Annotated in this window: 19 protein-coding genes; 9 read left to right on the forward strand and 10 right to left on the reverse strand. The window is 68.2% G+C overall.

The window, feature by feature from the left end; translation table 11 throughout:
- Positions 1–18: 18 nt before the first annotated feature.
- Positions 19–867, reverse strand: coding sequence for a 3-hydroxybutyryl-CoA dehydrogenase (locus tag ACF8NF_RS07135; RefSeq protein WP_016446551.1), 849 nt, complete (start codon positions 865–867; stop codon positions 19–21).
- Between the two features lie 157 nt (positions 868–1024).
- Between ACF8NF_RS07135 and ACF8NF_RS07140 the strand changes: the two genes are divergently transcribed.
- On the forward strand, positions 1025–2617 hold the full coding sequence (locus tag ACF8NF_RS07140) for a GMC family oxidoreductase (RefSeq protein ID WP_046239436.1): 1593 nt from the start codon (positions 1025–1027) through the stop codon (positions 2615–2617).
- A 14-nt stretch (positions 2618–2631) separates the two neighbouring features.
- Here the strand turns inward: ACF8NF_RS07140 and ACF8NF_RS07145 are convergent, their stop codons facing one another.
- The 8 genes from ACF8NF_RS07145 to ACF8NF_RS07180 all read right to left on the reverse strand — a co-directional run bounded on the left by ACF8NF_RS07145 (position 2632) and on the right by ACF8NF_RS07180 (position 12392).
- Complete coding sequence (locus ACF8NF_RS07145; RefSeq protein ID WP_017406567.1) at positions 2632–3453, reverse strand: ABC transporter permease; 822 nt, start codon at positions 3451–3453, stop codon at positions 2632–2634.
- Between the two features lie 6 nt (positions 3454–3459).
- Positions 3460–4401, reverse strand: a complete 942-nt coding sequence (locus ACF8NF_RS07150) for an ATP-binding cassette domain-containing protein (RefSeq protein WP_016446548.1) — start codon at positions 4399–4401, stop codon at positions 3460–3462.
- Positions 4402–4425: 24 nt separating this feature from the next.
- Positions 4426–5709, reverse strand: a complete 1284-nt coding sequence (locus tag ACF8NF_RS07155; RefSeq protein ID WP_392450330.1) for a GGDEF domain-containing protein — start codon at positions 5707–5709, stop codon at positions 4426–4428.
- A gap of 62 nt (positions 5710–5771) precedes the next feature.
- Positions 5772–7268 carry an AMP nucleosidase gene (locus ACF8NF_RS07160; protein WP_016446546.1) on the reverse strand — a complete coding sequence of 499 codons (1497 nt, stop codon included), beginning with the start codon at positions 7266–7268 and terminating at the stop codon, positions 5772–5774.
- A 3-nt stretch (positions 7269–7271) separates the two neighbouring features.
- Positions 7272–9344, reverse strand: coding sequence for a bifunctional diguanylate cyclase/phosphodiesterase (locus ACF8NF_RS07165; RefSeq protein WP_016446545.1), 2073 nt, complete (start codon positions 9342–9344; stop codon positions 7272–7274).
- Between the two features lie 210 nt (positions 9345–9554).
- Entirely contained in the window at positions 9555–10058 is a 504-nt protein-coding gene (locus tag ACF8NF_RS07170; RefSeq protein ID WP_202396483.1) for a heme-binding protein, read from the reverse strand.
- A gap of 157 nt (positions 10059–10215) precedes the next feature.
- Positions 10216–10857 carry a response regulator transcription factor gene (locus ACF8NF_RS07175; protein WP_277849360.1) on the reverse strand — a complete coding sequence of 214 codons (642 nt, stop codon included), beginning with the start codon at positions 10855–10857 and terminating at the stop codon, positions 10216–10218.
- A complete protein-coding gene (locus tag ACF8NF_RS07180) occupies positions 10854–12392 on the reverse strand; it encodes a sensor histidine kinase (RefSeq protein WP_392450331.1) in 1539 nt (512 codons plus the stop codon). The genes ACF8NF_RS07175 and ACF8NF_RS07180 overlap by 4 nt, the downstream gene beginning before the upstream one ends.
- Positions 12393–12478: 86 nt before the next feature.
- On the opposite strand from ACF8NF_RS07180, the gene ACF8NF_RS07185 reads away from it, so the two are divergent.
- The 5 genes from ACF8NF_RS07185 to cas3f all read left to right on the forward strand — a co-directional run bounded on the left by ACF8NF_RS07185 (position 12479) and on the right by cas3f (position 20496).
- A complete protein-coding gene (locus tag ACF8NF_RS07185) occupies positions 12479–13489 on the forward strand; it encodes a cation diffusion facilitator family transporter (protein ID WP_034366824.1) in 1011 nt (336 codons plus the stop codon).
- A complete protein-coding gene (dtd, locus tag ACF8NF_RS07190; protein ID WP_279493463.1) occupies positions 13486–13956 on the forward strand; it encodes a D-aminoacyl-tRNA deacylase in 471 nt (156 codons plus the stop codon). Before ACF8NF_RS07185 ends, dtd begins: the two co-directional genes overlap by 4 nt.
- A 122-nt stretch (positions 13957–14078) precedes the next feature.
- Complete coding sequence (locus tag ACF8NF_RS07195; protein ID WP_392450332.1) at positions 14079–15872, forward strand: dipeptidase; 1794 nt, start codon at positions 14079–14081, stop codon at positions 15870–15872.
- Positions 15873–15988: 116 nt separating this feature from the next.
- Positions 15989–17011: a type I-F CRISPR-associated endonuclease Cas1f gene (cas1f, locus tag ACF8NF_RS07200; RefSeq protein ID WP_252651529.1), complete on the forward strand. Its 1023-nt coding sequence runs from the start codon at positions 15989–15991 to the stop codon at positions 17009–17011.
- Positions 17008–20496: a type I-F CRISPR-associated helicase Cas3f gene (gene cas3f / locus ACF8NF_RS07205; RefSeq protein WP_392450333.1), complete on the forward strand. Its 3489-nt coding sequence runs from the start codon at positions 17008–17010 to the stop codon at positions 20494–20496. The genes cas1f and cas3f overlap by 4 nt, the downstream gene beginning before the upstream one ends.
- Positions 20497–20499: 3 nt before the next feature.
- Here cas3f and ACF8NF_RS07210 read toward each other — a convergent pair whose 3' ends face one another.
- Positions 20500–20811, reverse strand: coding sequence for a HigA family addiction module antitoxin (locus ACF8NF_RS07210; protein WP_034366817.1), 312 nt, complete (start codon positions 20809–20811; stop codon positions 20500–20502).
- 432 nt (positions 20812–21243) lie between these two features.
- On the opposite strand from ACF8NF_RS07210, the gene csy1 reads away from it, so the two are divergent.
- From csy1 to csy3, 3 genes are read left to right on the forward strand one after another with little or no spacing between them, the layout of a single operon-like run.
- Entirely contained in the window at positions 21244–22650 is a 1407-nt protein-coding gene (csy1, locus tag ACF8NF_RS07215; RefSeq protein ID WP_034366815.1) for a type I-F CRISPR-associated protein Csy1, read from the forward strand.
- Entirely contained in the window at positions 22647–23735 is a 1089-nt protein-coding gene (gene csy2 / locus ACF8NF_RS07220; RefSeq protein ID WP_034366812.1) for a type I-F CRISPR-associated protein Csy2, read from the forward strand. The genes csy1 and csy2 overlap by 4 nt, the downstream gene beginning before the upstream one ends.
- Positions 23736–23789: 54 nt before the next feature.
- The gene (gene csy3 / locus ACF8NF_RS07225) at positions 23790–24818 is read left to right on the forward strand and encodes a type I-F CRISPR-associated protein Csy3 (protein WP_034366809.1); all 1029 of its coding nucleotides are present in this window, start codon (positions 23790–23792) and stop codon (positions 24816–24818) included.
- Positions 24819–24820: the final 2 nt, after the last annotated feature.

Raw genomic sequence — 24820 nt, forward strand, 5'->3', positions numbered from 1 at the left:
GGCCTTGGGGGCGGTGTATCAGTAGCTGTACACGCCGCGGCCCGTCTTGCGGCCCAGGCGGCCGGCGGCCACCATTTCCTTGAGCAGGGGGCAGGGACGGTACTTGCTGTCGCCGAATTCCTTGAGGTAGACCTCCATCACGGCCAGGCACACGTCCAGGCCGATCATGTCGGCCAGGGCCAGCGGGCCGATGGGCTGGTTGCAGCCCAGCTTCATGCCGGCGTCGATGTCCTCGGCCGATGCCAGGCCTTCGGCGAGCACGAAGAAGGCCTCGTTGATCATGGGCACCAGGATGCGGTTGACCACGAAGCCGGGCGCGTTCTTCACGGTGATGGGGCTCTTGCCCAGGCGCTCGGACAGTTCCTTGACCGTGGCGTGCGTCTCGTCGCTGGTCTGCAGGCCGACGATGATCTCCACCAGCGCCATCATGGGCACGGGGTTGAAGAAGTGCATGCCGATGAACTTGTCGGCACGGCCCGTCACGGCGGCCAGCTGGGTGATGGAGATGGACGAGGTGTTGGTGGCGACGATGACGTCGGCATCCAGCAGGGCGTCCAGCTGCTTGAGGATCTTGACCTTGAGCTCGTAGTTCTCGGTGGCGGCCTCGATGACCAGCTGCGCGCCCTTGAGCGCCGCGTAGTCGGTCGATGTCTTGATACGGGCCAGGGCGGCGGCCTTGTCGGCCTCGGTCAGCTTTTCCTTCTTGATCAGGCGGTCCAGGCTGCCCGAGACGGTGGCCACGCCCTTCTGGACGGCGGCATCGGAGATGTCCACCATGACCACGTCGATGCCCGATACCGCGCAGGCCTGCGCGATGCCGTTGCCCATGGTGCCTGCGCCGATGATGCCTACGGTTTGAATTGCCATGACTGTCAGTCTCCTCAAACGAACAAAGTGAATGCGAACGTGAATGCGATCCAGCGATCGTAGCGGGATTCGGAGCATCCACCGGGTTTGCCCCGGCTTGCGGCGCCGCGCAGGCGACTGCAACAGTGGATGGCTACACCGCAGGGGAGGGGGAGGCATGCTGGACTACATCGTGATCGGAGGCGGCTCGGCGGGCTCGGTGCTGGCCGGGCGGCTCAGCGAGGATGCGCAGACGCAGGTGGCGCTGCTGGAGGCCGGGCCGGCCGACTCCAGCGTGCTCATCCACTGTCCGGCAGGCATGGCCGCCATGGCCAAGGGCGGGCGCCACAGCTGGGGCCTGTCCACCGTGCCCCAGCCGGGCCTGGGCGGGCGGCGTGGCCACCAGCCGCGCGGCAAGGTGCTGGGCGGCTCCAGCGCGGTCAACGCCATGGTCTATGTGCGCGGCCAGCCGGCCGACTACGACCACTGGGCCGCCCAGGGCAACCCGGGCTGGAGCTGGAGCGAAGTCTTGCCCTACTTCCTGCGCGCCGAGCACAACGAGCGCGGCGCCGACGCCTGGCATGGCACGGGCGGGCCCCTGAACGTGGCCGAGCTGCGCGATCCCAACCCGTTGTCCCGGGCCTTCGTGCAGGCGGGCGTGCAGGCCGGCCATGCGCACAACGCGGATTTCAACGGCCAGGCGCAGGAGGGCGTGGGCCTGTACCAGGTCACCCAGCGCAACGGCGAGCGCCACCACGTCGCCAAGGCCTATCTGGCGCCGCACCGTGCCAGGCCCAATCTGCGCGTGGAAACGGGTGCCCAGGTGCTGCGCATTCTGTTCGAGGGCCGGCGCGCCGTGGGCGTGGAGTACCTGCAGGGCGGTACGGTGCAGCAACTGCACTGCCGGCGCGAGGTGCTGCTCAGCGGCGGCGCGCTGCTGTCGCCGCAGCTGCTGATGCTGTCTGGCGTGGGGCCGGGCGAGCACCTGCGTTCGCTGGGCATCGATGTGGTCCACCATCTGCCCGGCGTGGGCGCCCATCTGCATGACCACCCGGATGTGGTGCTGGTGGTCGATGGCGCGCAGCTGACCGACAGCTTCGGCCTGTCACTGGGCGGTGCGCGCAGATTGCTGGCCGCCGTGGGCCAATGGCGCAGCCAGCGGCGCGGCATGCTGACCACCAACTTTGCCGAGGCGGGCGGCTTCATCCGCAGCAGCCCCGGCGAGGCCGCGCCCGACCTGCAACTGCACTTCGTCGTCGCCAAGCTGGTGGACCATGGGCGCAAGACGGTCTGGGGCCACGGCTATTCCCTGCATGTCTGCGTGCTGCAGCCGGCCAGCCGGGGCAGCCTGCGCCTGGCCAGTGCCGACCCGCTGGCCCTGCCGCTGGTGGATCCGGCCTTTTTCTCCGATGCGCAGGACCTGCGGCGCATGGTGAACGGCGTGCGCTGCGCCCGCGAGATCCTGGCCCAGCCGGCGCTGGCGGCCCTGGGCGGGCGCGAGATGCCGGCCTCGGCCGGCGCGCAGGACGATGCGGGCATCGAGGCCTTCATCCGCAGCCATGCCGACACCATCTACCACCCCGTGGGCAGCTGCCGCATGGGGCCGGGGCCCATGGACGTGGTCGATGCGCAGCTGCGTGTCTACGGCCTCAAGGGCCTGCGCGTGGTCGATGCCTCGGTCATGCCGCGCATCGTCAGCGGCAACACCAATGCGCCCACGGTGATGATCGCGGAGAAGGCGGTGGACATGATCCGCGCCGCAGCGCGCTGAAGAACGGCCGGATCTCAGGCCCTGAAGCGCCTGCGCGTCATCGCCAGCGCAAACCAGTAGGCCGCCACCGTGGTGGCGGCCAGCACCAGGCCGTGGCGCAGCGGGTGGGCCGGCCACTCGTCCATGAACAGCGGGCGCACCAGCTCCACGGCATTGGTCAGCGGCAGCCAGTCCGAGGCCAGGCGCACGGCCTCGGGCAGCTGCTCGCGCGGGAAGAACACGCCGGACAGGAACATCATGGGCGTGAGCACCAGGGTGAAGTAGTAGGTGAAGAAGTCATAGCCCTTGGCCAGGGCGTTGAAGATCAGCGCGATGCTGGAGAACATGATGCCCACGCACAGCAGCACGGGCCAGGCCACCAGCAGCCTGGGCGAATGGCTGATGCCCAGCGCCAGCATCACGCCCAGGATGGCGGTGACCGTGAACAGCGCCTTGAAGGCGGCCCAGAGCATCTCGGCCAGCAGCACGCTGTCCAGGCTGATGGGCGCGTTCATGATGCCGTCCCAGGTCTTTTGCACATGCATGCGCGAGAAGGCCGAGTACAGCGCCTCGAAGCTGGCGGCATTCATGGCGCTCATGCAGATGGAGCCGCTGGCCAGGAACAGGATGTAGGGCACCTGCCGGCCCGTGGCGCCCACGGTGACCTCGCCCACCAAGGCGCCCATGCCGTAGCCGAAGGCCACCAGCCACATCAGCGGCTCGGCGATGTTGCCGATCAGGCTGGGCAGGGCCAGCTTGCGCCACACCAGCAGGTTGCGCAGGAACACCGGCCACCAGCGCAGCGACAGGTCGGGGGGGCGCCAGATGCTGGGGGTGTCCGATGCGGGTTCGGTCATGGTGGTTCAGCCGTCGGTTCTGATCTGTCGGCCGGTGAGCTTGAGGAACAGGTCCTCCAGGTTGGCCGGGCGGTGCAGGGTGCGCAGGTGGCTGTGCGCGGCCAGCGCCTGCAGCAGCGGGCGCGCGTCGTGCGTATAGAAGAAGACGGTGTCGCCACTGACCTCGGTGCGCCCGGCCAGGGGGCGCAGTGCCGTGTCATGCGCCAGGCCCAGGGCGCCGTTGCCGTAGGCCTCGACCACTTCGGGCTCCAGGTGCTCGGCGATGAGTTCGCGCGGGCGGCCTTCGGCGATCTTGCGGCCGTGGTCCAGCACCAGCAGCCGGGAGCACAGGCGCTCGGCCTCGTCCATGAAATGCGTGGTCAGCAAGATGGCCTTGCCCTGCTGCAGCAGCCACTGCAGACGCTCCCAGATCAGGTGGCGTGCCTGCGGGTCCAGGCCCGTGGTGGGTTCGTCCAGCAGCAGCAGGCGCGGGTCGTTGACCAGGGCGCGCGCCAGGGACAGGCGCCGTTTCATGCCGCCGGACAACTCGCCCGGCCTGGCCGCGGCCTTGTGCGACAGCGCCGCGAAGTCCAGCAGCTGCGGTATGCGGTCACGCATCTGCGCCGTACCCAGTCCGAAGTAGCGCGCGTAGACGCCCAGGTTTTCCGCGCAGCTGAAGTCGGGGTCCAGCGTGTCGTTCTGCGAGACCACGCCCAGCCGCGCCTTGATGGCCAGTGCATCGGCAGGCATGTGCAGCGGCGGCGAGCCGTCTTCGGGGTGGTAGAGAACATGGCCCGCATCGGGTGCCGTCAGGCCCAGGCAGATGCGCAGCGTGGTGGTCTTGCCCGCGCCATTGGGGCCGATCACGCCCAGGCATTCGCCGGGAGCGATGGAAAAGGACAGGTCATCGACCACCGTGGTGTCGCCGTAGCGCTTGCGCAGGTTCAGGGCGTCGAAGAGCGCGGGCATGGAGCGTTTTCCTGGGGTCCGGGGCTAGCGCGCAGGCTTGGCGGCCAGTGCGGGCCTGGCCGGCGCATCCGGCGTCTCCGGCGTCTCCGATACAGCTGGCGCATCGGCGCAGGCCTGCTGCTGCGGTGGGCTCAGCCGCACCTGCGTCCAGCAGTCACGCCCGCGGCGCTTGGCAGCGTAGAGCGCGGCATCGGCGGCAGGCAGCAGCATTTCCAGGCGCAGGCCGTCCCAGACCTGGGGCGCGTGGGCGCAGCCGGCACTGAAGCGGACTTCGAAGCCCAGCGTCTGCGTCGAGGCCTGCAGCAGCGCGGACTGCAGCCGGGTGCACATGGTATCCACACCGTCGTCCGTGGTGTAGAGCAGCAGGCAGAACTCCTCGCCGCCCCAGCGCGCAGCGATTTCGTCACTGCGCAATTGCTGCTGCAGCAGGCGGGCGAAGAGGCACAGCGTACGGTCGCCCGTGGCATGGCCGTATTCGTCGTTGACATGCTTGAAGTGGTCCAGGTCCAGCATCACCAGGGCCAGGGCCTGCCGGTGGCGCTGGGCATGCGCCAGCATGGCGGGGGCGCGCTCCAGCAGGGCGCGGCGGTTGGGCAGGCCGGTGAGCATGTCCTGCAAGGCCATGTCGCGCAGCTGCTGGTTGGTCTCGTCGCGCCAGGCCACCAGCACGGCCACCATCAGCAGCGTGCTGCTCAGCGTGACCAGCAGGGCGAATATCTGGTTGGCGCCGCTGTCGGCCGTGAAGCTGGGCAGGAAGGGCGTGGCCAGGGCCAGGTAGCTGCGCACCAGAAGTACCAGCCCCATGAAGACGGCCACGCCGCACATCAGATAGCGCCAGCTGCGTGCCACGGGGCGGCGTGGCTCCAGGCACAGGCCGGCCAGCGCCAGCAGGCTCAGTCCGTGGGCGGCGCTGAACCAGCCGGTGCGCAAGGACAAGTGGGGCAGCAGCAGGGTGAAGCCCAGCGGCCCCAGAAAGCACAGCGCGATCAGGCCGCGTTCCAGCCAGGGCGGCCGGGGCCCCAGCCATTCGCGCAAGGCGCGCGCCATCTGCCACTGTGCCGATGCCGCGCAGGCTGCTGCGCCCAGCGACAGCAGTTCGCGCGAGAGCAGGCCTTGCGGCAGGCGGCTGGCGATGAGGATGAAGATCCAGGCACCGGCCTGGATCAGGAAGAAATGCTGGGCATGGCGCGCGGCACCGCTGACGCGCCGCCCCATGGCCAGCGGCAGGGCGGCCGACATGGCCATCATGTTGAGGGCCACGACCGAGGTCATGGAGAAAAAATCCAGGGTGGGCAGCGTGGATGGCATGTGCGTCCCTGGATGGCGGTGCGAAGCGGGGCCCTTGGCAGCAGGTGGCCGGTGGCGGGGCGCTACTGGAACGCCACCTCCGCGAAGCTGCGCAGCTTGCGGCTGTGCAGGCGCTGGGTGCCGCCCTCGCGCAGGATGTCGATGGCGCGCATGCCGATGCGCAGATGCTGGTCCACGCGCTCGCGGTAGAAGTGGTTGGCCATGCCGGGCAGCTTGATCTCGCCGTGCAGCGGCTTGTCGGACACGCACAGCAGCGTTCCATAGGGCACGCGGAAGCGGAAGCCGTTGGCCGCGATGGTGGCGCTTTCCATGTCCAGCGCCACGGCGCGGCTCTGGCTGAAGCGCAGCTGGGGCAGGTTGTTGGGCAGCAGCTCCCAGTTGCGGTTGTCGGTGCTGGCCACGGTGCCGGTGCGCATGATGCGCTTGAGGTCGGGCCCGTCCATCTGCGTGACGTCGGCCACGGCCTGCTGCAGGGCCAGCTGGATCTCGGCCAGCGCGGGAATGGGCACCCACAGCGGCAGCTCCTCGTCCAGCACATGGTCCTCGCGCACATAGGCGTGGGCCAGCACGTAGTCGCCCAGCTGCTGGCTGTTGCGCAGGCCCGCGCAGTGGCCCAGCATCATCCAGGCGTGCGGGCGCAGCACGGCAATGTGGTCGGTGATGGTCTTGGCATTGGCCGGCCCCACGCCGATGTTGACCATGGTGATGCCGCTGTGGTCGGCGCGCACCAGGTGGTATGCCGGCATCTGCGGCAGGCGCGGCGGCGGCGTGCCCAGCTCGTCATTGGGCTGGGCCGGCAGGCCGGTGCGGCGCGTGACCACGTTGCCGGGCTCGATGAAGGCCACGTACTCGCTGTCTTCCCGGGCCATCTCGGCGTGGCCCAGGCGGATGAACTCGTCGATGTAGAACTGGTAGTTGGTGAACAGCACGAAGTTCTGGAACCACTCCGGCTGGGTGCCCGTGTAGTGGCGCAGCCGGTGCAGCGAATAGTCCACGCGCGGGGCCGTGAACAGCGACAGCGGCAGGGCCTCGCCCGGCTGGGGGCGCCAGGTGCCGTTGGCGATGCCGTCGTCCATGGCCTCGAGGTCGGGCAGGTCGAACACATCGCGCATCAGCTGCCGGCGCTCGCGCGACAGCGTGCCTTCGATGTGGTCGTTCTCGGCAAACGAGAAGTGGATGGGGATGGGCTTGTCGCTCAGGCCCACTTCCAGCGGCACGCCGTGGCTCTTGATCAGCAGGCGGAACTGCTCGGCGTAGTAGCGCGAGAACAGGTCGGGCCGCGTGAGCGTGGCCTCGTGCGTGCCCGGCCCCTCGACAAAGCCGTAGGCCAGCTGCGTGTCCGCGCGTGACACGGTGGCCGTATGCATGCGCACGAAGGGGTAGTAGGCGTGGACGGGGGCGGCCGGGGTTTCACCGGAGACGAAGCGCTGCATGTTCGTGCGCAGGTGCTCTATCTGCTCGCGGTAGATCTGCTGTACATGCTCCAGGGCCCGCTGGGGGTCGGTGTGCAAGGTGGCTGCGGCCCTTGAGGCCTGCGAGGGGTTGTGAAGCGAAACCATGGGCTATTGTCGTTGGACTGGATGACTGTTGTGCAACTGCCAGGCGCGCGCTCTGTCGGCCGGCATGGGCGGCGCCACAAGGTACCCCTGCATCATGCCGCAGCCCAGGTCGCGCAAAAGCTCCAATTGGGCAGGTGTTTCCACGCCTTCAGCGACGATGTCCAGATGCAGGCTGTGGCCCATCTGCACGATGGCGGTGACGATGGCCGTGTCGTCCTCGCTATCGGGCACGTCGGCGATGAAGGACCGGTCTATCTTGAGCTGGTTGATGGGGTGGCGGCGCAGATAGGCCAGCGAGGAATAGCCGGTGCCGAAGTCGTCGATGGCCAGGCCCACGCCCAGGGCCTGCAGCGCCTGCAAGGTGTCCTGCACCTGGCCGCTGGTGTGCATCAGCGTGGACTCTGTCAGCTCGATGTGCAGCCAGCGCGCTTCCAGGCCGGTTTCCTCCAGCACCAGGGCCACCTCGCGCGCCATGTTGCGCTGGCGAAATTCCAGCGCGGAGACATTCACGGACAGGGGTACGGGCCGCAGCCCCTCGTCCTGCCACTGGCGAGCCTGGCGGCAGGCCTCGCGCAGCACCCAGTGGTCTATGGCCGAGATCAGGCCGCGCGCCTCGGCAAAGCCGATGAACTCGCCGGGCAGCACCAGGCCGCGCTGCGGGTGGCGCCAGCGCACCAGGGCCTCGAAGCCCGCCAGCCGGCCATCGGCCGTGAAGGTCTGGGGCTGGTAGTGCAGCTCGAACTCTCCGCGCTCCAGCGCGCCGCGCAGTTGCTGCTCCTGCATCAGCATCTGGGTGGCCTGGCCGCCGTGGGCGGGTGCGTAGAACTGCAGGTTGCGCCGGCCGCTGTCCTTGGCCGTGTGCGTGGCGCTTTCGGCGCGGTTGAGCAGTTCCTCGGCGCTTTTTCCGTCGCCCGGGTACATGGCGATGCCCATGCATGGCGAGACCACCAGCGGCGTGCCGTCGATGGTGCAGGGTGCCTCGATGATGCGTTGCAGGTGCCTGGCCTGGGTCTCGGTCTCCTGCGGATCGGGATCATCGGTGAGCACGACCACGAATTCGTCGCCGCCCACGCGCGCCACCAGATCATGGGCGCGCACGCTGCCGCGCAGGCGCTGGGCGACCTCGCACAGCAGCAGGTCGCCGGCCTGGTGGCCCAGCGAGTCGTTGATGGTCTTGAAATGGTCCAGGTCGATGAGGAGCACGGCCAGCGTGCGCTGCTTGACCGAGGCCAGCGACAGCGCCTGGCGCAGCATCTGGATCAGGCGCACCCGGTTGGGCAGCTGGGTCAGCTGGTCGTGCTGGGCCAGGAAGTCCATGCGCTCCTGGGCCAGCTGGCGCAGCGTGATGTCGCGCACCAGCACGATGCGGTAGGGCCTGCCCCCGGCCGGCATGGTCTTGGCCTCGATCTCCACGGGAATGCGGTGGCCGTCCTTGTGCTGGAGGGCGCCATCGAAACGGTCCTCGCGGCCGCTGCGCATGTACTGCAGCGCGTAGAGGCGGAATTCCGGGCAGATGTAGTCGAGGATGGGGCGGCCGATCAGCTCGTCCAGCGTGTAGCCGGCCAGGCGGGACAGGGCCTCGTTGCCGTCGATGATGAGGCCGTCGCGGTGCATGACGATGGCCTCGGTCGTGACCTCGGTGAACTTGCGCATGCGCTCTTCGCTGTCACGCACCTTCTGCGCCACATGGTGGTGGTGGCTCACGTCGGTGATCTGCACCACGGCGCCCTGCAGCCGGCCCTGCTCGAAGTGCGGCATCAGCAGCGACTCGATATGGCGAGGCGGTCCATCCGGCTGGGGCACCTCGCGCTCGTAGCGCACATGCTCGCCGCGCAGGCCGCGCTCCACCTGCGGCGCGATGAGCTGCCACACGGCCTCGCCCACGATCTCGCGCACGGTCTTGCCCACGGCCTCGGCGGGCGTCAAGCCGAAATTGCGTGCGTAGTTGATGTTGGCGAAGCGGCAGCGCAGCGTGCGCGCATCGAAATAGGCCAGCATGGCCGGAGCCGTGTCTGCTATCAGCCGCAACAGCGCATCATCGGGCCCCGTGTCTTGCGCATCGATGTTCTCTGGCATGCGTCCCCCTCGCTGGTGATTTATAGCGGAATCGCAGAGATTTTGATAGCGCTCTTGTGCGAGGGTGAGCGGCCGCTGACGCGTGGGGGCGCGTGCGGCTGTCGGGCATCAGGGGCCGCCGTGGCGGCCTGTCTTTTTTTTGCAGCGCCGCATCAAGGGCAGGCGCGGCCGGGCGCGGTGCGGCGCAGTGTGGTAGCCCTTGCGTGCGCCTTACTTGAGCAGTTCCTGCACCTGGCCCAGCGCGGCCTGGGCGCATTTGTCGTCCAGGTGGCCGCCAGGCGCGCCGCCGATGCCCACGGCGCCGATCACCTCGTTGCCCACCTTCACCGGCAGGCCACCGCCCAGCAGCAGGTAGCCGGGAATATTCACCAGGTTGGCGGCGCCGGGGTTCTTCTGCGCGCCCTCCATGATGGCCAGCGTGCTGTTCTTGGCCGATGCGGCCGTGTAGGCCTTCAGGCGGCTGGCCTCCAGCGTGTGGGGGCCAGCATTGTCGGCGCGCTGCACGGCGCGCACGGTGCCGGCGCGGTCCACCACGGTGGCGGTGACGGCATAGCCGTCGGCGGCGCAGGCGGCCACGCTGCGTGCGGCGATCTGGTTGGCCAGCTCCAGCGACATGTTCTTTTCCGTGCGCACGGCATCGGCCTGGGCGGCGGTGGCGATCAGGCCCAGGGTCAGGGCGGCGAGGGTGGCGAGCTTGGTGGTGCGGCGTTGCATGGTCTTCTCCTTGGGGGTCAGGACGGCCCGGGACACAAGCCCGGACGGCATGCATGCACTGTAGAAAATGCCGTCGCCGCGCACCATTCGGACGGTTACGTGCGCCGCTGCGTAGAAATACGGAGAAGCCAGGCGCGCTGGGCGCGGCGGTGGAGCTTCAGGCGCCTGCCGCCGGATCGGCCAGGCTGGCGTAGCGGCGTATGAGCTGCGCCAGGCTGGGCGCATCCAGCTTGGCGAACAGGTTGGCGCGGTGCGTCTCCACCGTGCGGGGCGACAGCTCCAGGCTGCGGCCTATCTCCTTGTTGGTCAGGCCCTGCACGATCAGCGCCAGCACCTCGCGTTCGCGCGCGGAAAGCTGCGCAAAGCGCTGCTGGGCATCGCGGTCGGCCTGCTGGCGTTCGCGCGACTGCACATGCTGGCGCACGGCGCTTTGCAGCGCATCGATCAGCACCTCGTCGTCCACGGGCTTTTCCAGGAACTCGGCCGCGCCGGCCTTGAAGGCGCGCCGGCACATGTCCACCGTGCCATGGCCGGTGAGCATGATCACGGGCTGGTCCACACCCTGCTCCATCAGCCGGCCCAGCAGGGCCAGCCCGCCGATGCCGGGCATGCGCACGTCCAGCACGATGGCGCCTATGCCCTGGCGGTCCAGCCCGTCGAGAAAGGCCAGCGGATCGGCCCAGCACTGCACGCGCAGGCCCACGGTGCCGATCAGCAGGGCCAGGCTGTCGCGCACGGCCTCGTCGTCATCGACCAGATGGATCAGCGGGGACAGGTCTTGGGCGGGCGCGGCAGTCATGGGGTCGGTGGTTCCTGAGGGGCGTTGGGTGCGGCAGGTGCCGGGCCATGGGCCGCAGGCAGCAGCAGCTCGAAGCGCGCTCCGCCTTGCGGCGGGGTGGCGGCGGATGCGGCCAGCTCCAGGGTGCCGCCCATGGATTCGGCCAGGCTCTGGCTGAGCGTCAGGCCCAGTCCCAGGCCCTGGGCGCGGCCCGTGGCAAACGGGGTGAACAGGCGCTGGCGCATCTCGGGCGCCACGCCGGGGCCGCTGTCGTGCACGGCCACCATCAGGCGGCTGTCGCGGCGTGCCAGCTCCACCCGCAGATGGCGGGCTGCGGGCGGCTGCTCGTCCATGGCCTGCAGTGCATTGACCAGCAGGTTGTGCAGTATCTGCTGCACCGCCACGGGGTCGGCCTGGGCGGCGGGCAGATCGGCGGCCTGCACCATGACCTGAACCTGGCGGCGCCGCAGCTCGGGCTCCAGCAGATACAGCGCCTCGGCAACGGCCTGGCCCAGATCCAGCGGCTCGGCCTGGGGCGCCAGCCCCGGCCGCTCCACCAGGCGGCGCAGCCTGCCCACCACGGCCGATGCGCGCTTGGCCTGCTCGGCAGCCTGCCCCATGGCCTGGCGTGCGGCGTCCATCTCGGGCGGGTCCTCGGCCAGCAGGCGGCGCGCGGCCTGGCTGTTGGACAGCACGGCCGTCAGCGGCTGGTTCAGCTCATGCGCCATGCCGGCCGCCAGTTCGCCCAGCGTATTGAGCCGCGCCACCTGGCCCAGCTGCAGCAATTGCTCGGCGCGGCGGCGGGCCACGCGCTGGCGCAGCAGGGTGCGCAGCGCGCCCACCGCCAGCGCGCAGCCCAGGGCCCAGCCCAGCATGGCCGTCCAGGGCAGTACCGAGGCGTCCAGCGGCTGGCGCAGGTGCAGCACCAGCGGCTGGCTGGGCGAGGCCAGGGTCTTGCTCACCTCCCACGACCATGTGCTCCAGCCGTGCGCGGCGGCTCGGCCCGGCTGGATCACGAATTCCTGCCCGCCCAGGGCCAGCCATGCGCGCACCGGGCTGGTGGCGGGCGGCAGCGGCCACTCGTCGGCGGGAATCGTGGCGCGCAGGTCCAGCAGCAGCGCGTAGCTGGCCGGCAGCCCGGCCTGCACCAGGTACAGCCGGCCCCGGACCAGGTCGGCCAGGGCCAGTTCGGCCTGGCCGCTGGCCTGGGAGCGGCGCTCGGCCTCGGCCATGCCGGGCGGCCAGGTCTCGGGCCAGGGCTCGCCTGCGGTGGCCGCGCGGCGCGCCACATCCAGCACCTGGGGATACAGGCGCTGCAGCTGCCTCCATGGCGCCTGGCCGGATGCGGGTTGGCGCGGCTGCAGCAGGGCCAGCGTGCCCAGAACGGCGTCGTGCTGCACCATGCGCTGGCTCAGCAGCCGGTGGGCGATGCGGGCATCGGTGTCGAAGACCTCGCGCAGCGACTGCAGGCGCTTGTGCGCCAGCCACGCCGCGCCGCAGCCTGCGGCCAGGGCCCAGGCCAGCACCCACCCCGCTGCTCGCTGCCATCCATTCATGGCGCGGATTCTGTCATGCGGCTCGCGCACGCGGTGGGCACGCGGTGGTCTAATCCGGAGCACCCCCCCACGTACCGCAGCGCAGCATGGCCGAACCCACTCCCTCTACTGCCAACGCTCCCGCCCCCGCTTCCGCGGCCGGCTGGATGGCGCCGCACAGCCTGCTGCGCATCTCGGTGGCCGTGGCCCTGCTGACCATCGTGCTCAAGACCCTGGCCTGGTGGCTGACGGGATCGGTGGGCCTGCTGTCGGATGCGCTCGAATCCTTCGTCAACCTGGCCGGCGCCGTGTTCGCGCTGACCATGGTCACCATCGCCAAGCGGCCGGCGGACACCGACCATCCCTATGGGCACCACAAGGCCGAGTACTTCTCTGCGGGCTTCGAGGGCATCCTGGTCATCGGAGCCAGCCTGGCCATTGGCTGGGCGGCGCTGGCGCGGCTGTGGAACCCGCAGCCGCTGGAGCAGCTGGGCTGGGGCCTGGCGCTGTCCGTGGCCAGCTCTGCCCTCAACGGCCTGCTGGCCGTGGCCATGCTGCGCTCGGCGCGCCAGCACCGCTCCATGGCGCTGGAGGGCGATGCCCGCCATCTGCTCACCGATGTCTGGACCTCGGCCGGCGTGGTCATCGGCCTGATGGGCGCAGCGCTCACAGGCTGGCTGTGGCTGGACGCGGCCGTGGCCATCGGGGTTGCGATCAACATCTGCGTGCAGGGCGCGCAACTGGTCTGGCAGTCTTCCCAGGGCCTGATGGACCAGGCCCTGGACGCGCCCGAGCGCCTGCGCATCGACGCCGTTCTGGACCGCCATGCGCACCGCGCGCATGGCGTGGTCTTTGACAACATCTCCAGCCGGCGCGCCGGCGAGCGCAGCTTTGCCGACCTGCACATGCACGTGCCCGGCGACTGGAGCGTGGCCCGCGCCGCGCGGCTGCGCACCGAGATAGAGGCCGAACTGCTGCAGGCCGTGCCCGGCCTGTACGCGCGCATCGAGCTGCTGCCGCTGGGCATGCAGACAGCCATGGAAGCCGCCATCGAGGCGGCAGGCCAGGCGGACACTTCTTCCCCATCCACCGACAAGAAACCGAACCCCGAACCATGATCAGCATCCTGCAGCGCGTGCAACAGGCCCGCGTGGAAATCGATGGCCAGGTCGCCGGCAGCATAGGCCCTGGCCTGCTGGCCCTGGTCTGCGCAGAGCGCGGCGACACCGAAGCCGAGGCCGACAAGCTGCTGGCCAAGATGCTCAAGCTGCGCATCTTTGCCGACGACGCGGGCAAGATGAACCGCAGCGTGCAGGACCTGGACGGGCAGGGCGCCTGCGGCGGCCTGCTCATCGTCAGCCAGTTCACGCTGGCGGCCGACACCGGCGGCGGCAACCGCCCCAGCTTCACGCGCGCCGCGCCACCGGCCGAGGGCGAGCGCCTGTACGACTACATCGTGCAGCGGGCGCGCGCCCTGCACCCGGAAGTCGCCACGGGCCGCTTCGGGGCCGACATGCAGGTGCACCTGCTCAACGACGGGCCCGTGACCATTCCGCTGTCGATAGCTCCGGCCTCCGCGGCATAGCGCGCCGCAGACCTGCTGTTCTGGGGCGGATTCTGGCGCGATCTGCGAGCGCGGCCTGGTCGGAACATGCCTGCAAAGCCCGTATTCTTGCGGCCTCAGCATTCATCGACAGACCGACGACCATGAAGAACCATCCGTTCAAAGCCTCCACCCTGGCCCTTGCCATGAGCATGGCCCTGGCGTGGAGCGGCGCGGCCGGCGCCGACACCCTCAGGAAGCCCGCGCTGGACGCGCTGGCCCAGGCCCAGCCGGCACCCACCGACTTCGCCAGCTTCCTGAAGCAGGCCGCGGCCGCGCAGCCTGCCATCGCCCAGGCCGTGCAGCGACATGCGGCAGGCCAGGCGCTTGCGGGGGAGGACCTCGACCACATCGCCCGCCTGCTGGGCCTGTACACGCGGCTGACGCAGGAGCGGGCCGTGCTGGCCAGCATCGAGCGCATGGTCGCCCTGCCCACGGTGCGCGATGCCAAGGTGCCGCCGCACGAAAGCCCGGCCATCCTCGCCTTCGGCGAACTGGTGCAGCAGATGGCCAAGGACTTCGGCCTGCAGTACCGCAACGTGGACAACCGCATCTTCGAAGTCACCCTGCCTGCGAACACCGCGAACACCGCGAACACCGCGAACGCCACGAACGCGGGCACCGATGAATTCGGCATCCTTACCCATGCAGACGTCGTCCCCGTCGTCCCCGCCGAATGGGTGCTGGACGGCCAGGCCATCGACCCCTTCAAGGTCACGCGCGTGGGCGACAAGCTCTACGGGCGCGGCACCATCGACGACAAGGGCTCCATCGCCACCGTGCTGTTCGCCATGAAGGCCGTCAAGGACAGCGGCCTGCCCCTGTCGCGCGGCATACGCCTCATGATCGAGACCACCGAGGAAACCGGCGGCGACGCCATGAAGTACTACCAGGGCAAGACCACGCTGCCTGCCTACAACATCGTGCTGGACAGCAAGTACCCGGCCGTCGTCGCGGAAAAAGGCTCGGGCGCGCTCAAGGCCGTGTTCGACGACGTGAAGACCGACCCCGCCCGCCCGGCCATCACCGCCATGGCCGGCGCCGCCTCGGCCAACGCCATTGCCCAGACCGCCACCGCCACCATCACGGCCAGCGACGAAGCCGCCATTGCCGCCATCGCCGCGCGCCTGCAGGCGGCCAAGGGTGACTTCACCACCAGTTATGCCGGGCAGGGCGGGCCGTTCACCATCGACATACAGCACAGCGGCGCGACGGCCACCGTCAAGGTCACGGGCACCTCGGCCCACGGCTCCCGCCCCGAGGAAGGCGTCAACCCCGTGCCGCGCCTGACGCTGTTCCTGCAGCAGGTGCTCATGCCCACCGATGGCGTGGCCCTGGTCCAGCCCAATGCCTACAGCAACGCCCTGCGCTACATCAACGGCGCCTTCGGCCTCGACTACTTCGGCAAGCAGCTGGGCGTTGCCTATGCCGACGACTTCATGGGCCCGCTGACCCTGTCGCCCAACCTCATCAAGGCGGCCGACGGCAAGCTCGAAGTCACCACCAACGTGCGCATGCCGCGCGGCAAGACGCCCGAGCAGCTGCGCACCGAAGTCGAGCAGCGCATCACCCGCTGGAGCGAGGCCGCCAAGGTTCCCCTCACCCTGCAGTACACCCAGGGCAACTGGATGGCGCGCGATCCCAAGGGCGCCTGGCTGTCCACCCTGCTCAACATCTTCGGCGACACCACGGGCCTGGACGCCAAGCCCGTGCCCACGGCCGGCAGCACCACGGCCAAGCTCATGCCCAACGCCATCAACTTCGGCCCCGCCATGCCCGGCAAGAAGTACACGGCGCACAACGCGCTCGAATACAAGGAACTGCCCGACCTGCGCGCCGACATGCAGATGTTCACGGAAATGCTGGTGCGCATCGGGAATCTGAAGCAGATGCAGTGATCATTCACTGGGATGTAAAGAAAGGCGCCTTGTGGAAGCAAGGCGCCTTTTTTGTTCCTGGGACAGGCCATTGAAGGGGATTGGCAATTTGATACAACTGCCTGCGGGAGGCTGCAATGCAGGATATCAAGGGCCAGGATCTCAAGACCATTCTCCATTCCAAGCGCGCCAACATCTATTACCTTGAGCACTGCCGTGTCCTGGTCAATGGCGGGCGGGTGGAATATGTGACCGATGCCGGCAAGCGCAGCCTGTATTGGAATATTCCCATTGCCAACACCACCAGCATCCTGCTGGGCACCGGCACCTCCATCACGCAGGCGGCCATGCGGGAGCTGGCCAAGGCTGGGGTGCTGGTGGGCTTTTGCGGCGGCGGTGGAACGCCCTTGTTCAGCGCCAATGAAGTTGACGTTGAAGTCGCCTGGCTCACTCCGCAAAGCGAGTACCGCCCCACTGAATACCTGCAGGCCTGGGTCCAATTCTGGTTTGACGATGAACTGCGCCTGCATGCCGCCAAACAATTGCAGGCTTTGCGATTGCAGCGGCTGCAGCAGGAATGGGGTGCACGTGCCTTGCGTGAATCCGGCTTTGCCGTGGACATGGAGCGCCTCAAGGCGCTGGTGCAGCAATTTGCGGCGCTGATGGCCAATGCGCCCGATGTCATGACACTGCTGACCGATGAGGCACGGCTAACCAAGGCCTTGTTCAAGCTCGCCGTGGACGCCGTGGGATATGGCGAATTCACGCGCGCCAAGCGCGGCACCGGCACCGATGCAGCCAACCGCTATCTGGACCATGGCAACTACCTGGCCTACGGACTGGGCGCCACGGCCACCTGGGTGCTGGGCCTGCCCCACGGTCTGGCCGTTCTGCATGGCAAGACGCGGCGCGGCGGCCTGGTGTTCGATGCGGCCGACCTGGTCAAGGATGCCGCCATCCTGCCCCAGGCCTTCCTGTCGGCCATGCGCGGCGACGACGAGCCGCAATTTCGCCGCCAATGCATAGAGGCCCTTACGCGCAGCGAATCGCTGGACTTCATCATCGACACGCTCAAGCGCATTGCCGTCGACACGGCGCGCATGGCCGGCGCGCCCACCACGCCCACAACGCCCGGCGCTGCGCAAGAGGGCGGCACATGAACGTGCTCTTCGTCTCCCAGTGCAGCAAGCGCGCCCTCACCGAAACGCGCCGCATCCTCGACCAGTTTGCCGAGCGGCGCGGCGACCGCACCTGGCAGACACCCATCACGGCGGCCGGGCTCGATACCGTGCGCAAGCTGCTGCGCCAGAGCGCGCGCAAGAACACCGCCGTGGCCTGCCACTGGATACGCGGACGTGACCACAGTGAACTGCTGTGGATCGTAGGCGACGGGCGCCAGTTCAACGCCGAAGGCGCCGTGCCCACCAACACCTCGGCCAGCAACGTGCTGCGCGCCGAAGATGAAAGCCACTGGCACCACCTGCCACTGATCACGGCGCTGGCCGCTTTGGCGGCCCTGGTGCATGACCTGGGCAAGGCCACCCAGGCATTCCAGGACCGGCTGAAGAATCCTGGCCTGCGCGAGCGCAACCACTACCGCCATGAATGGGTGTCGGTGCGGCTGTTCCAGGCTTTCGTGGGCGGCGACGGCGACGCGGCATGGCTGCAAAGGCTGGCAGCCTGTGTGGATGAGGCCGCCGATGCCCGGGCCTTTGAGGCGCAATGGCTGGATCACCGCAGCGGCCGCCTTCTGCGCGATGGCCTGGACGAGCCGCAGGCCAGCCAGCATCTGCCGTTCAAGGCGCTGCCGCCGCTGGCCACCGCCGTGGCCTGGCTGGTTCTGACACACCATCGGCTGCCCTGCATGCCGGTCGCTGCAGGCCGGCAGGAGTCCGACGACGATCTGGAGCCCGACCGCCGCCAATGGTGCCGCTTCGGCGCGCGCCCGCGCTTCGTCAACAGCAATGAGATCGAGCAACTGCTGCAGTGCATCAGCGCCGACTGGAACGAGCCGCGCGAGAAAGCCGACCCGGCGAAAGTGCGCTCCCATTGGGACTTCCCGCAGGGCCTTCCGGTGGCCACGGCCGCCTGGCGCAAGCAGGCGGCGCGCTATGCGCTCAAACTGCAGGAACTGACGGGCCGGTCGCTTGACGCTGCAAGCCTGGGCGATCCGTTCACGCTGCACCTTTCGCGCCTGTGCCTGATGCTGGCCGACCACCACTACTCCAGCATCGAGGACGAAGCGCGCCGCCAGCCTTTCCGCAACGCGGGCTATCCGCTGTACGCCAACACCCGGCGCAAGAGTGCAGTTCCAGGCGCCGCGTCCGCTTTCAACCAGACGCTGGACGAGCACCTGCTTGGCGTGCAGGCCCATGCCACGCTGGTGGCGCGCTCGCTGCCCACGCTGGCGCGCAGCCTGCCGGCACTGCGCAGCCATCGCGGCCTCAAGAAGCGCAGCAGCAACGCGCGCTTCCAGTGGCAGGACAAGGCTGCCGACCTGGCTGCCAGCGTGCGCCACCGGGCCGCCAGCCAGGGCGGCTTCATCGTCAACATGGCTTCCACCGGCTGCGGCAAGACGCTGGGCAATGCCCGCATCATGAACGCGCTGGCCGACCCGGGCGTGGGCATGCGCTGTGCCTTCGCCATCGGCCTGCGCACGCTCACGCTGCAGACGGGGCGGGTGTTCCAGAACGACCTGGGCCTGGGCGACGACCAGCTCGCCATCAAGGTCGGCGGCGCGGCCAGCCGCGCGCTGTTCGAGTACTGGGAAGCGCAGGCCGAGGCCACGGGTTCGGCCTCGCGCCAGGCGCTGCTCGACGAAGGCGGGCAAGTCCTGTTCGACGGCAATGACCAGCACCCACTGCTGCAGCGCCTGACCGACGATGCGCAGGTGCGCTCGCTGATCGCCGCGCCCGTGCTGGCCTGCACCGTGGACCACCTCACGCCCGCCACCGAAAGCCTGCGCGGCGGCCGGCAGATCGCGCCCATGCTGCGCCTCATGACGGGCGACCTGGTACTGGACGAGCCCGATGATTTCGACATGGCCGACCTGCCCGCGCTCACGCGGCTCGTGCACTGGGCGGGCCTGCTGGGCTCGCGCGTGCTGCTGTCCTCGGCCACCTTGCCGCCAGCGCTGGTGGAGGGGCTCTACCTGGCCTACCGCGCCGGGCGCGAGATCTTCCAGCGCCATCGCGGCGAGCGGCCCGGCGAGCCCGTGGCCATCTGCTGCCTGTGGGTGGACGAGTTCCACCAGCAGGCACTGGACTGCGCCGATGGCGCAGGGTTTCGCACAGGCCATGAAGGCTTTGTGCAAAAGCGCGTGGCCCAGCTCGCCCGGGCCGAGGTGCGGCGCCTGGCTGCCATCGCTCCCCTGCCTGCCGGCTGGCAGGGGCTGGACCCGGCCGCGCGGCGCCGGGATTTTGCGCGCATCGCGCTGGAGCATGCATGGCAGCTGCACCAGCAGCCGGGCAACCATGGCATCGATCCCGCCAGCGGCAAGCGCGTGAGCTTCGGCCTCATCCGCATGGCCAACATCGAACCGCTGTTCGACGTGGCCCTGGCCATGTATGGCCAGGGCGCTCCTGCACCGGGCGTGCGTGTGCACCTGTGCGTCTACCACTCGCAATTTCCGCTGCTGGCGCGTTCCAGCATCGAGCGGCACCTGGACACTGTGCTGGACCGCCGCTCCCCCGACGGCGCAGACCCCATCTTCCAGAGGCCGGCCATCCGCGCATTGCTTGATGCCAACGATGAGGCCGATCACCTCTTCATCGTGCTCGGCTCCCCCGTCACCGAAGTGGGCCGCGACCATGACTATGACTGGGCCGTGGTCGAGCCCTCGTCCATGCGCTCGCTGATCCAGCTGGCCGGACGCGTGCGGCGCCACCGGCCGGGTGCGGTGCAGGAGGCCAACATGCGGGTGCTGGACAGCAACCTGCGCGCTTTCGAGCATCCAGGCAGGGCGGCATTCTGCAAGCCGGGTTTCGAGATGGAGCCGGTGGATGACAAGGCGGACACGGCGCGGTACTTCCACCTGCGCTCGCATGACCTGCAATCGCTGCTGGCCAAGCACACCAAGGGCGAGCCCCTCTGGCCCGTGGATGCCCGCGCCCGCATCGAAGTGGCCAGGGAGCAGTTCCACCCGGCCAGGAACCTCGTGGACCTGGAACACGCCCGCATGCACGACACCATGCTGCCGCGCCCCGCAGACAGCCCGGATGCCACGCCGGTGCTGCGCGCCGCCAGCCTGCACTGGGCCAGCCCAGCCTGCTTCTGGCTCACGGGCCTGCTGCCGCAGTTCCAGCGCTTCCGCTACGACCCGCTGCCGCGCGTGGATGTGGTGTTTCTGCCGGACGAGGAGGAAGAGGGCCTGCAACTGCACGGCGTGGTCGATGGCCAGCGGCGGGGTGACAAGCTGTATGTGCTGGTGCAGGACAGCCTGCTGCACCGGGAGCCATTGGACCCACGGAAGGGGTCTGTCACTGCATGGGGGCAGGCCGACCTGATGCATGAACTGCTTGCCCTGGCGCAGGGCAAGGGGCTGGCGCTGGATGCCTGTGCAAGCAAGTACGCCACGGCCAGCCTGCCCGACAAGACACAGGGCTGGCGCTGGCATGGCGTGCTGGGCTTTGTGGGCCGTGCCTGAGGATCAGGCGGTATGCAGCTGCATCGGATGAACTTGCCTCACGGACGCCTGCAACTCCGCGTTCAGCTCTGCCGTGCGCAGGTCGTAGGCGGTCTGAAGGTTCAGCCAGGACTGGGCGTCGCCCCCAAAGAAGCGGCTCAGCCGCAGCGCCGTGTCGGCCGTGATGCCGCGCCGCTCCAGCACGATGTCGTTCACGCGCGAGGCGGGAACGTGCAGGTGCCTGGCCAGCGCGTTGGCGCTCATGTCCATGGGCTTCAGGTAGTCCTCGCGCAGGACTTCACCTGGGTGTATGGGGCGCATGCCGTTCCTCGTCATGTTCCTGCTCCTATCTTCACGTGTTCGGTGTGCTTGAAGTTTTCTGCACGTGCGATATGCCAGCGTCATCCGGCCTTAAGAAGTAATGCTGGCGGTTTGCATGTTGGTGCTGCCGAAAACATAGCTGCCTACACGGCAGAAAAAGAGCACCACCACTGCGGTATTTGCTGAGCTTCCTTCTCGGAACACGATCACTGAGGTATGGTTTGACTTTGCATAAAGCCCACTCCACAATAGGAGCCGTCGCCGCTGCTCCACAACGGCGACGGTCCATCAACACCAGCTTCCAGGCTACCAAAGGATTGGAGGAACAGTGATTAGCAACCACGTCACCTTATTAGTTCGTTGACGGCTTGCCGTCAGTTCCACTTTCTCCGGTCGGTTTGTGCTGACCGGGGAATTATCTTTCATTTCTCACGAAAGGTGATCCCTATGTCCAACGCCCCGGCAACAGGGCGCAAGGCAGGTTTTCGTGCGGCAATCGACCAGTTCCTGCAAGAACGATTGCAATCCAAGCTCGAAAAGCTCAAGCCTGACGATCCTCAGCGCGACGAACTCGTCGCATCATTCCTGCGTGATACCTGGGTGGCCAGTGCTGCCAAGCGCGTCGATCAAATCCAGGCCGTCACCCACTCCCTCAAACCCATACACCCCGACGCGCGCGGCACCAATCTCTATGTGGAGCCGGCCAGCCTGCCCGTGCTGCAGGAACTGGGCAGCCATGCGCTGGGGCAGTCATTCGCCGGCGACGTGGTGGGCAATGCGGCGGCGCTTGACGTCTACAAGTTCCTCAAGGTCGAGGTGGACGGCACCAGCCTGCTGGCCGCGCTGTTGGAGCAAGACCCGGGCGCGCTCCAGGCCCTGCATGAGGACCCGCAGCAGGCCATGGGCTTGCGCGATGCCTTCGTCGGCCTGACCCAGCCGCGCGCGGGCGCACCCAGTTCGCACACGCGGGCCAAGCAGTTGTACTGGCTGACGGGCAGCGATGCCTGTGCCGATGAAGGCTATGAATTGCTGGCGCCGTTGTTTGCCACCTCGCTGGCGCATGCCGTGCATGCACAGGTGCAGGAAGACCGCTTTGGGGAAAGCAACAAGGCGGCCCGGCAGGCGCGGCGCGAGCGCAAGGCGCATGACGGCGTCTTACATGACTACCCGGGGCTGGCCGTCCAGAAGATGGGAGGGACAAAGCCACAGAATATTTCCCAGCTCAACAGCGAGCGTGGCGGGGTCAACTACCTGCTGGCTTCGCTGCCACCGGTCTGGCGCAGTAGCGATGTACGGCTGCCGGTGCATGCCAGCTCCGTGTTCGACAAGCTGTTCATCGGCCGTCCCGAGGTGCGCAGCACGGTGCGCAAGCTGCGTGCCTTCCTTGCGACCGACCCGGAGCCCAACCTGCAAACGCGCGAGCGCCGCGAGGCCTTCGTCGATGCGCTGATCGATGAAATGGTCTCGCTCGCCGGCGAAGTGCAGCAGGCCCTGCCAGCTGGCTGGAGCTGCGACTCGGAACGCTTCGGCAAGCTGGTGCGTGAAGAGCAATTGTGGCTGGACCCATTGCGGGCCGAACTGCGCGATGAGGCAGATTTCGCCCGCGAATGGCTTTGGATGGACTGGCCTGCCGAGGTAGGCAAGCGCTTTGCCAACTGGCTCAACAGCCAGCTGTTCGGCCAGTTGCCTGTGGGCGACGCCGAGGCGCGTGTGTGGCGGAAAGAACTGCTGACCGATGAGGATGGTTTTGTGCAGCAGTTGCGTGAACTGCGCAAAAGGCTGGACGCCCCGGCCTATATCCCTATCCGCAAAACGCATGATGAACTGGTGATGCACAGGGGGGGCGCGGTATGACGCAATCGCCACAACCGCAGGCCATCCTGACCTTCCCCCATCTGCGCGTGCAAAACGCCAACGCCATCTCCAGCCCGCTCACGCACGGCTTCCCCTCCATCACCGCCTTCACCGGCCTGATGTGGGCGCTGGAGCGCAAGCTGGCGCAGGCCGGCATCCCCTTGCGCCTGCACGCGGTGGGCGTGGTCTGCCACCACCATCAGGAGCAGGTGACGCAGGGCTATGTGCGCAGCTTCAACCTCACGCGCAACCCGGTGGACAAAGACGGCAGCACCGCCGCCATCGTGGAGGAAGGGCGCATTCACCTCGACATCTCCCTGGTCTTCACCGTCTCGGAAAAACGCGACCCCGGCTCCAACTCGGCCCCGACCTTGGTGCAAAGCGCTGCCGAGCCGATGCAGCAATGGGCCGATGAAGCCGGGCAAATCCTGTCGCAAATGCGCGTGGCCGGCGGCAGCCTGCTGCCATCACGTGCCGCACCCGGCAGGCGCGTGCGCCCCAGGCTGGCCGTGCTGGCAGAAGACGCCACCGAGCGCAGCCGCCAGTTCCGCGAATGGCGGCGCCAGTGGCTGCCGGGCTTCGCCCTGGTGGGGCGTGACGACCTGCTGGCCGACCGCCTGCACAGGCTGCGCGACAAAGCGGCGCACACCACGCTGCTCGACGCCTGGCTGCATGCATCGCGCTTCAACCATGAGCCCGTGGCAGCGGCCGAAGGCCAGCCCCCGCCTGCCGATGGCAAGCATCCATGGGCAGATCCCTGGCGCGGCCCCGGCAGCGGCTGGATCGTGCCTGTGCCCGTGGGCTATGCGGCACTCTCGCCATCACATGCCGCAGGCGAAGTGCTCAACGCCCGCGATGCCACCACGCCGCTGCGCTTCGTGGAGTCGGTCTACTCGCTGGGCGAATGGATCAGCCCGCACCGCCTCACCCATCTGGAGCAACTGCTGTGGCATGCGCACACCGATGAAAAGCGGGGCCTTTACCGCTGCCGCAGCGGCTACGTCCCAGACCCCGCAGCCGTGGCCGACCCTGACGACGCCGCAGCCCAGGAGCAGGAAGACGACGACAGCTATGCATACACCTGACCCGCGTCCTTGCACCGCCGCCTTTCACACCGTATTGCCAAAGGATTGAACACCATGTCCAGCACCCTCAAGACCGCATCCGTCCTCGCCTTCGAACGCAAGCTCGACCCCTCTGACGCCGTCTTCCACGCAGGCAACTGGGATGACCGGGCGGCCTCCGCCTCCTGGCCCTCCGTCAAGCTGCGCGAGAAATCCGTGCGCGGCACCATCTCCAACCGCCTCAAGACCAAGGACCAGGACCCGGCCAAGCTCGACGCTGCCATCGAGAACCCCAACCTGCAGACCGTGGACGTGGCAGCCCTGCCCGCCGATGCCGACACGCTCAAGGTGCAGTTCACGCTGCGCGTGCTGTCTGGCGCAGGCACCCCGTCTGCCTGCAACAGCGCCGAATACCAGGCCAGGCTCGCGCAAACGGTGCAGGCCTATGCCTCGGCCCAGGGCTTTGCCGAACTGGCCAACCGCTATGCGGCCAACCTGGCGAACGGACGCTTTCTGTGGCGCAACCGCGTGGGCGCGGAAAGCGTGCAGGTGCAGGTGGTGCAGCTCAAGGATGGCAAGGCCGGGCAGGCATGGTCGTTCGATGCGCTGGCCCACAACCTGCGCACGCTGGAGCAGCCTGACGAGAAAGTGGCTGCGTTGGGCAGCGTGATCGCGCAGGGGCTTGAGGGCAATGCCCATGTGCTGCTGCAGATCACCGCCTTTGTGCGCCTGGGCGCGGGCCAGGAAGTCTTCCCCTCGCAGGAACTGATCCTTGACAAGGGCAGCACCAAAAAGAGCAAGACGCTCTACCAGATCGGGGAAAAAGGCCAGGAGGTCGCCGCCATCCACTCCCAGAAAATCGGCAACGCCCTGCGCACCATCGACACCTGGTACGACGGCGCGCAGGACCTGGGACCCATCGCGGTCGAGCCCTACGGCTCCGTCACTACCCAGGGCAAGGCCTGGCGCCAGCCCAAGCAAAAGCAGGACTTCTACACCCTGCTGGACGACTGGCTGCTCAAGGACAAGGTGCCGCCCGTCGAGCAGCAGCACTTCGTGATGGCCGTGCTGATCCGTGGCGGCGTCTTCGGCGATGCGAGCTGATG

The sequence above is a fragment of the Delftia sp. WSY_22 genome (genome assembly GCF_043104185.1).
Taxonomy (GTDB): domain Bacteria; phylum Pseudomonadota; class Gammaproteobacteria; order Burkholderiales; family Burkholderiaceae_C; genus Comamonas; species Comamonas tsuruhatensis.

Coding starts and splice junctions, on each gene's coding strand:
- ACF8NF_RS07165 (WP_016446545.1), bottom strand. CDS start 9,344: ATGCCAGAGAACATCGATGCGCAAGACACGGGGCCCGATGATGCGCTG.
- ACF8NF_RS07210 (WP_034366817.1), bottom strand. CDS start 20,811: ATGACGAGGAACGGCATGCGCCCCATACACCCAGGTGAAGTCCTGCGC.
- csy1 (WP_034366815.1), top strand. CDS start 21,244: ATGTCCAACGCCCCGGCAACAGGGCGCAAGGCAGGTTTTCGTGCGGCA.
- ACF8NF_RS07195 (WP_392450332.1), top strand. CDS start 14,079: ATGAAGAACCATCCGTTCAAAGCCTCCACCCTGGCCCTTGCCATGAGC.
- ACF8NF_RS07140 (WP_046239436.1), top strand. CDS start 1,025: ATGCTGGACTACATCGTGATCGGAGGCGGCTCGGCGGGCTCGGTGCTG.
- ACF8NF_RS07185 (WP_034366824.1), top strand. CDS start 12,479: ATGGCCGAACCCACTCCCTCTACTGCCAACGCTCCCGCCCCCGCTTCC.
- cas3f (WP_392450333.1), top strand. CDS start 17,008: ATGAACGTGCTCTTCGTCTCCCAGTGCAGCAAGCGCGCCCTCACCGAA.
- ACF8NF_RS07150 (WP_016446548.1), bottom strand. CDS start 4,401: ATGCCCGCGCTCTTCGACGCCCTGAACCTGCGCAAGCGCTACGGCGAC.
- ACF8NF_RS07175 (WP_277849360.1), bottom strand. CDS start 10,857: ATGACTGCCGCGCCCGCCCAAGACCTGTCCCCGCTGATCCATCTGGTC.
- ACF8NF_RS07155 (WP_392450330.1), bottom strand. CDS start 5,709: ATGCCATCCACGCTGCCCACCCTGGATTTTTTCTCCATGACCTCGGTC.
- cas1f (WP_252651529.1), top strand. CDS start 15,989: ATGCAGGATATCAAGGGCCAGGATCTCAAGACCATTCTCCATTCCAAG.
- ACF8NF_RS07180 (WP_392450331.1), bottom strand. CDS start 12,392: ATGAATGGATGGCAGCGAGCAGCGGGGTGGGTGCTGGCCTGGGCCCTG.
- dtd (WP_279493463.1), top strand. CDS start 13,486: ATGATCAGCATCCTGCAGCGCGTGCAACAGGCCCGCGTGGAAATCGAT.
- csy2 (WP_034366812.1), top strand. CDS start 22,647: ATGACGCAATCGCCACAACCGCAGGCCATCCTGACCTTCCCCCATCTG.
- ACF8NF_RS07145 (WP_017406567.1), bottom strand. CDS start 3,453: ATGACCGAACCCGCATCGGACACCCCCAGCATCTGGCGCCCCCCCGAC.
- ACF8NF_RS07135 (WP_016446551.1), bottom strand. CDS start 867: ATGGCAATTCAAACCGTAGGCATCATCGGCGCAGGCACCATGGGCAAC.
- csy3 (WP_034366809.1), top strand. CDS start 23,790: ATGTCCAGCACCCTCAAGACCGCATCCGTCCTCGCCTTCGAACGCAAG.
- ACF8NF_RS07160 (WP_016446546.1), bottom strand. CDS start 7,268: ATGGTTTCGCTTCACAACCCCTCGCAGGCCTCAAGGGCCGCAGCCACC.
- ACF8NF_RS07170 (WP_202396483.1), bottom strand. CDS start 10,058: ATGCAACGCCGCACCACCAAGCTCGCCACCCTCGCCGCCCTGACCCTG.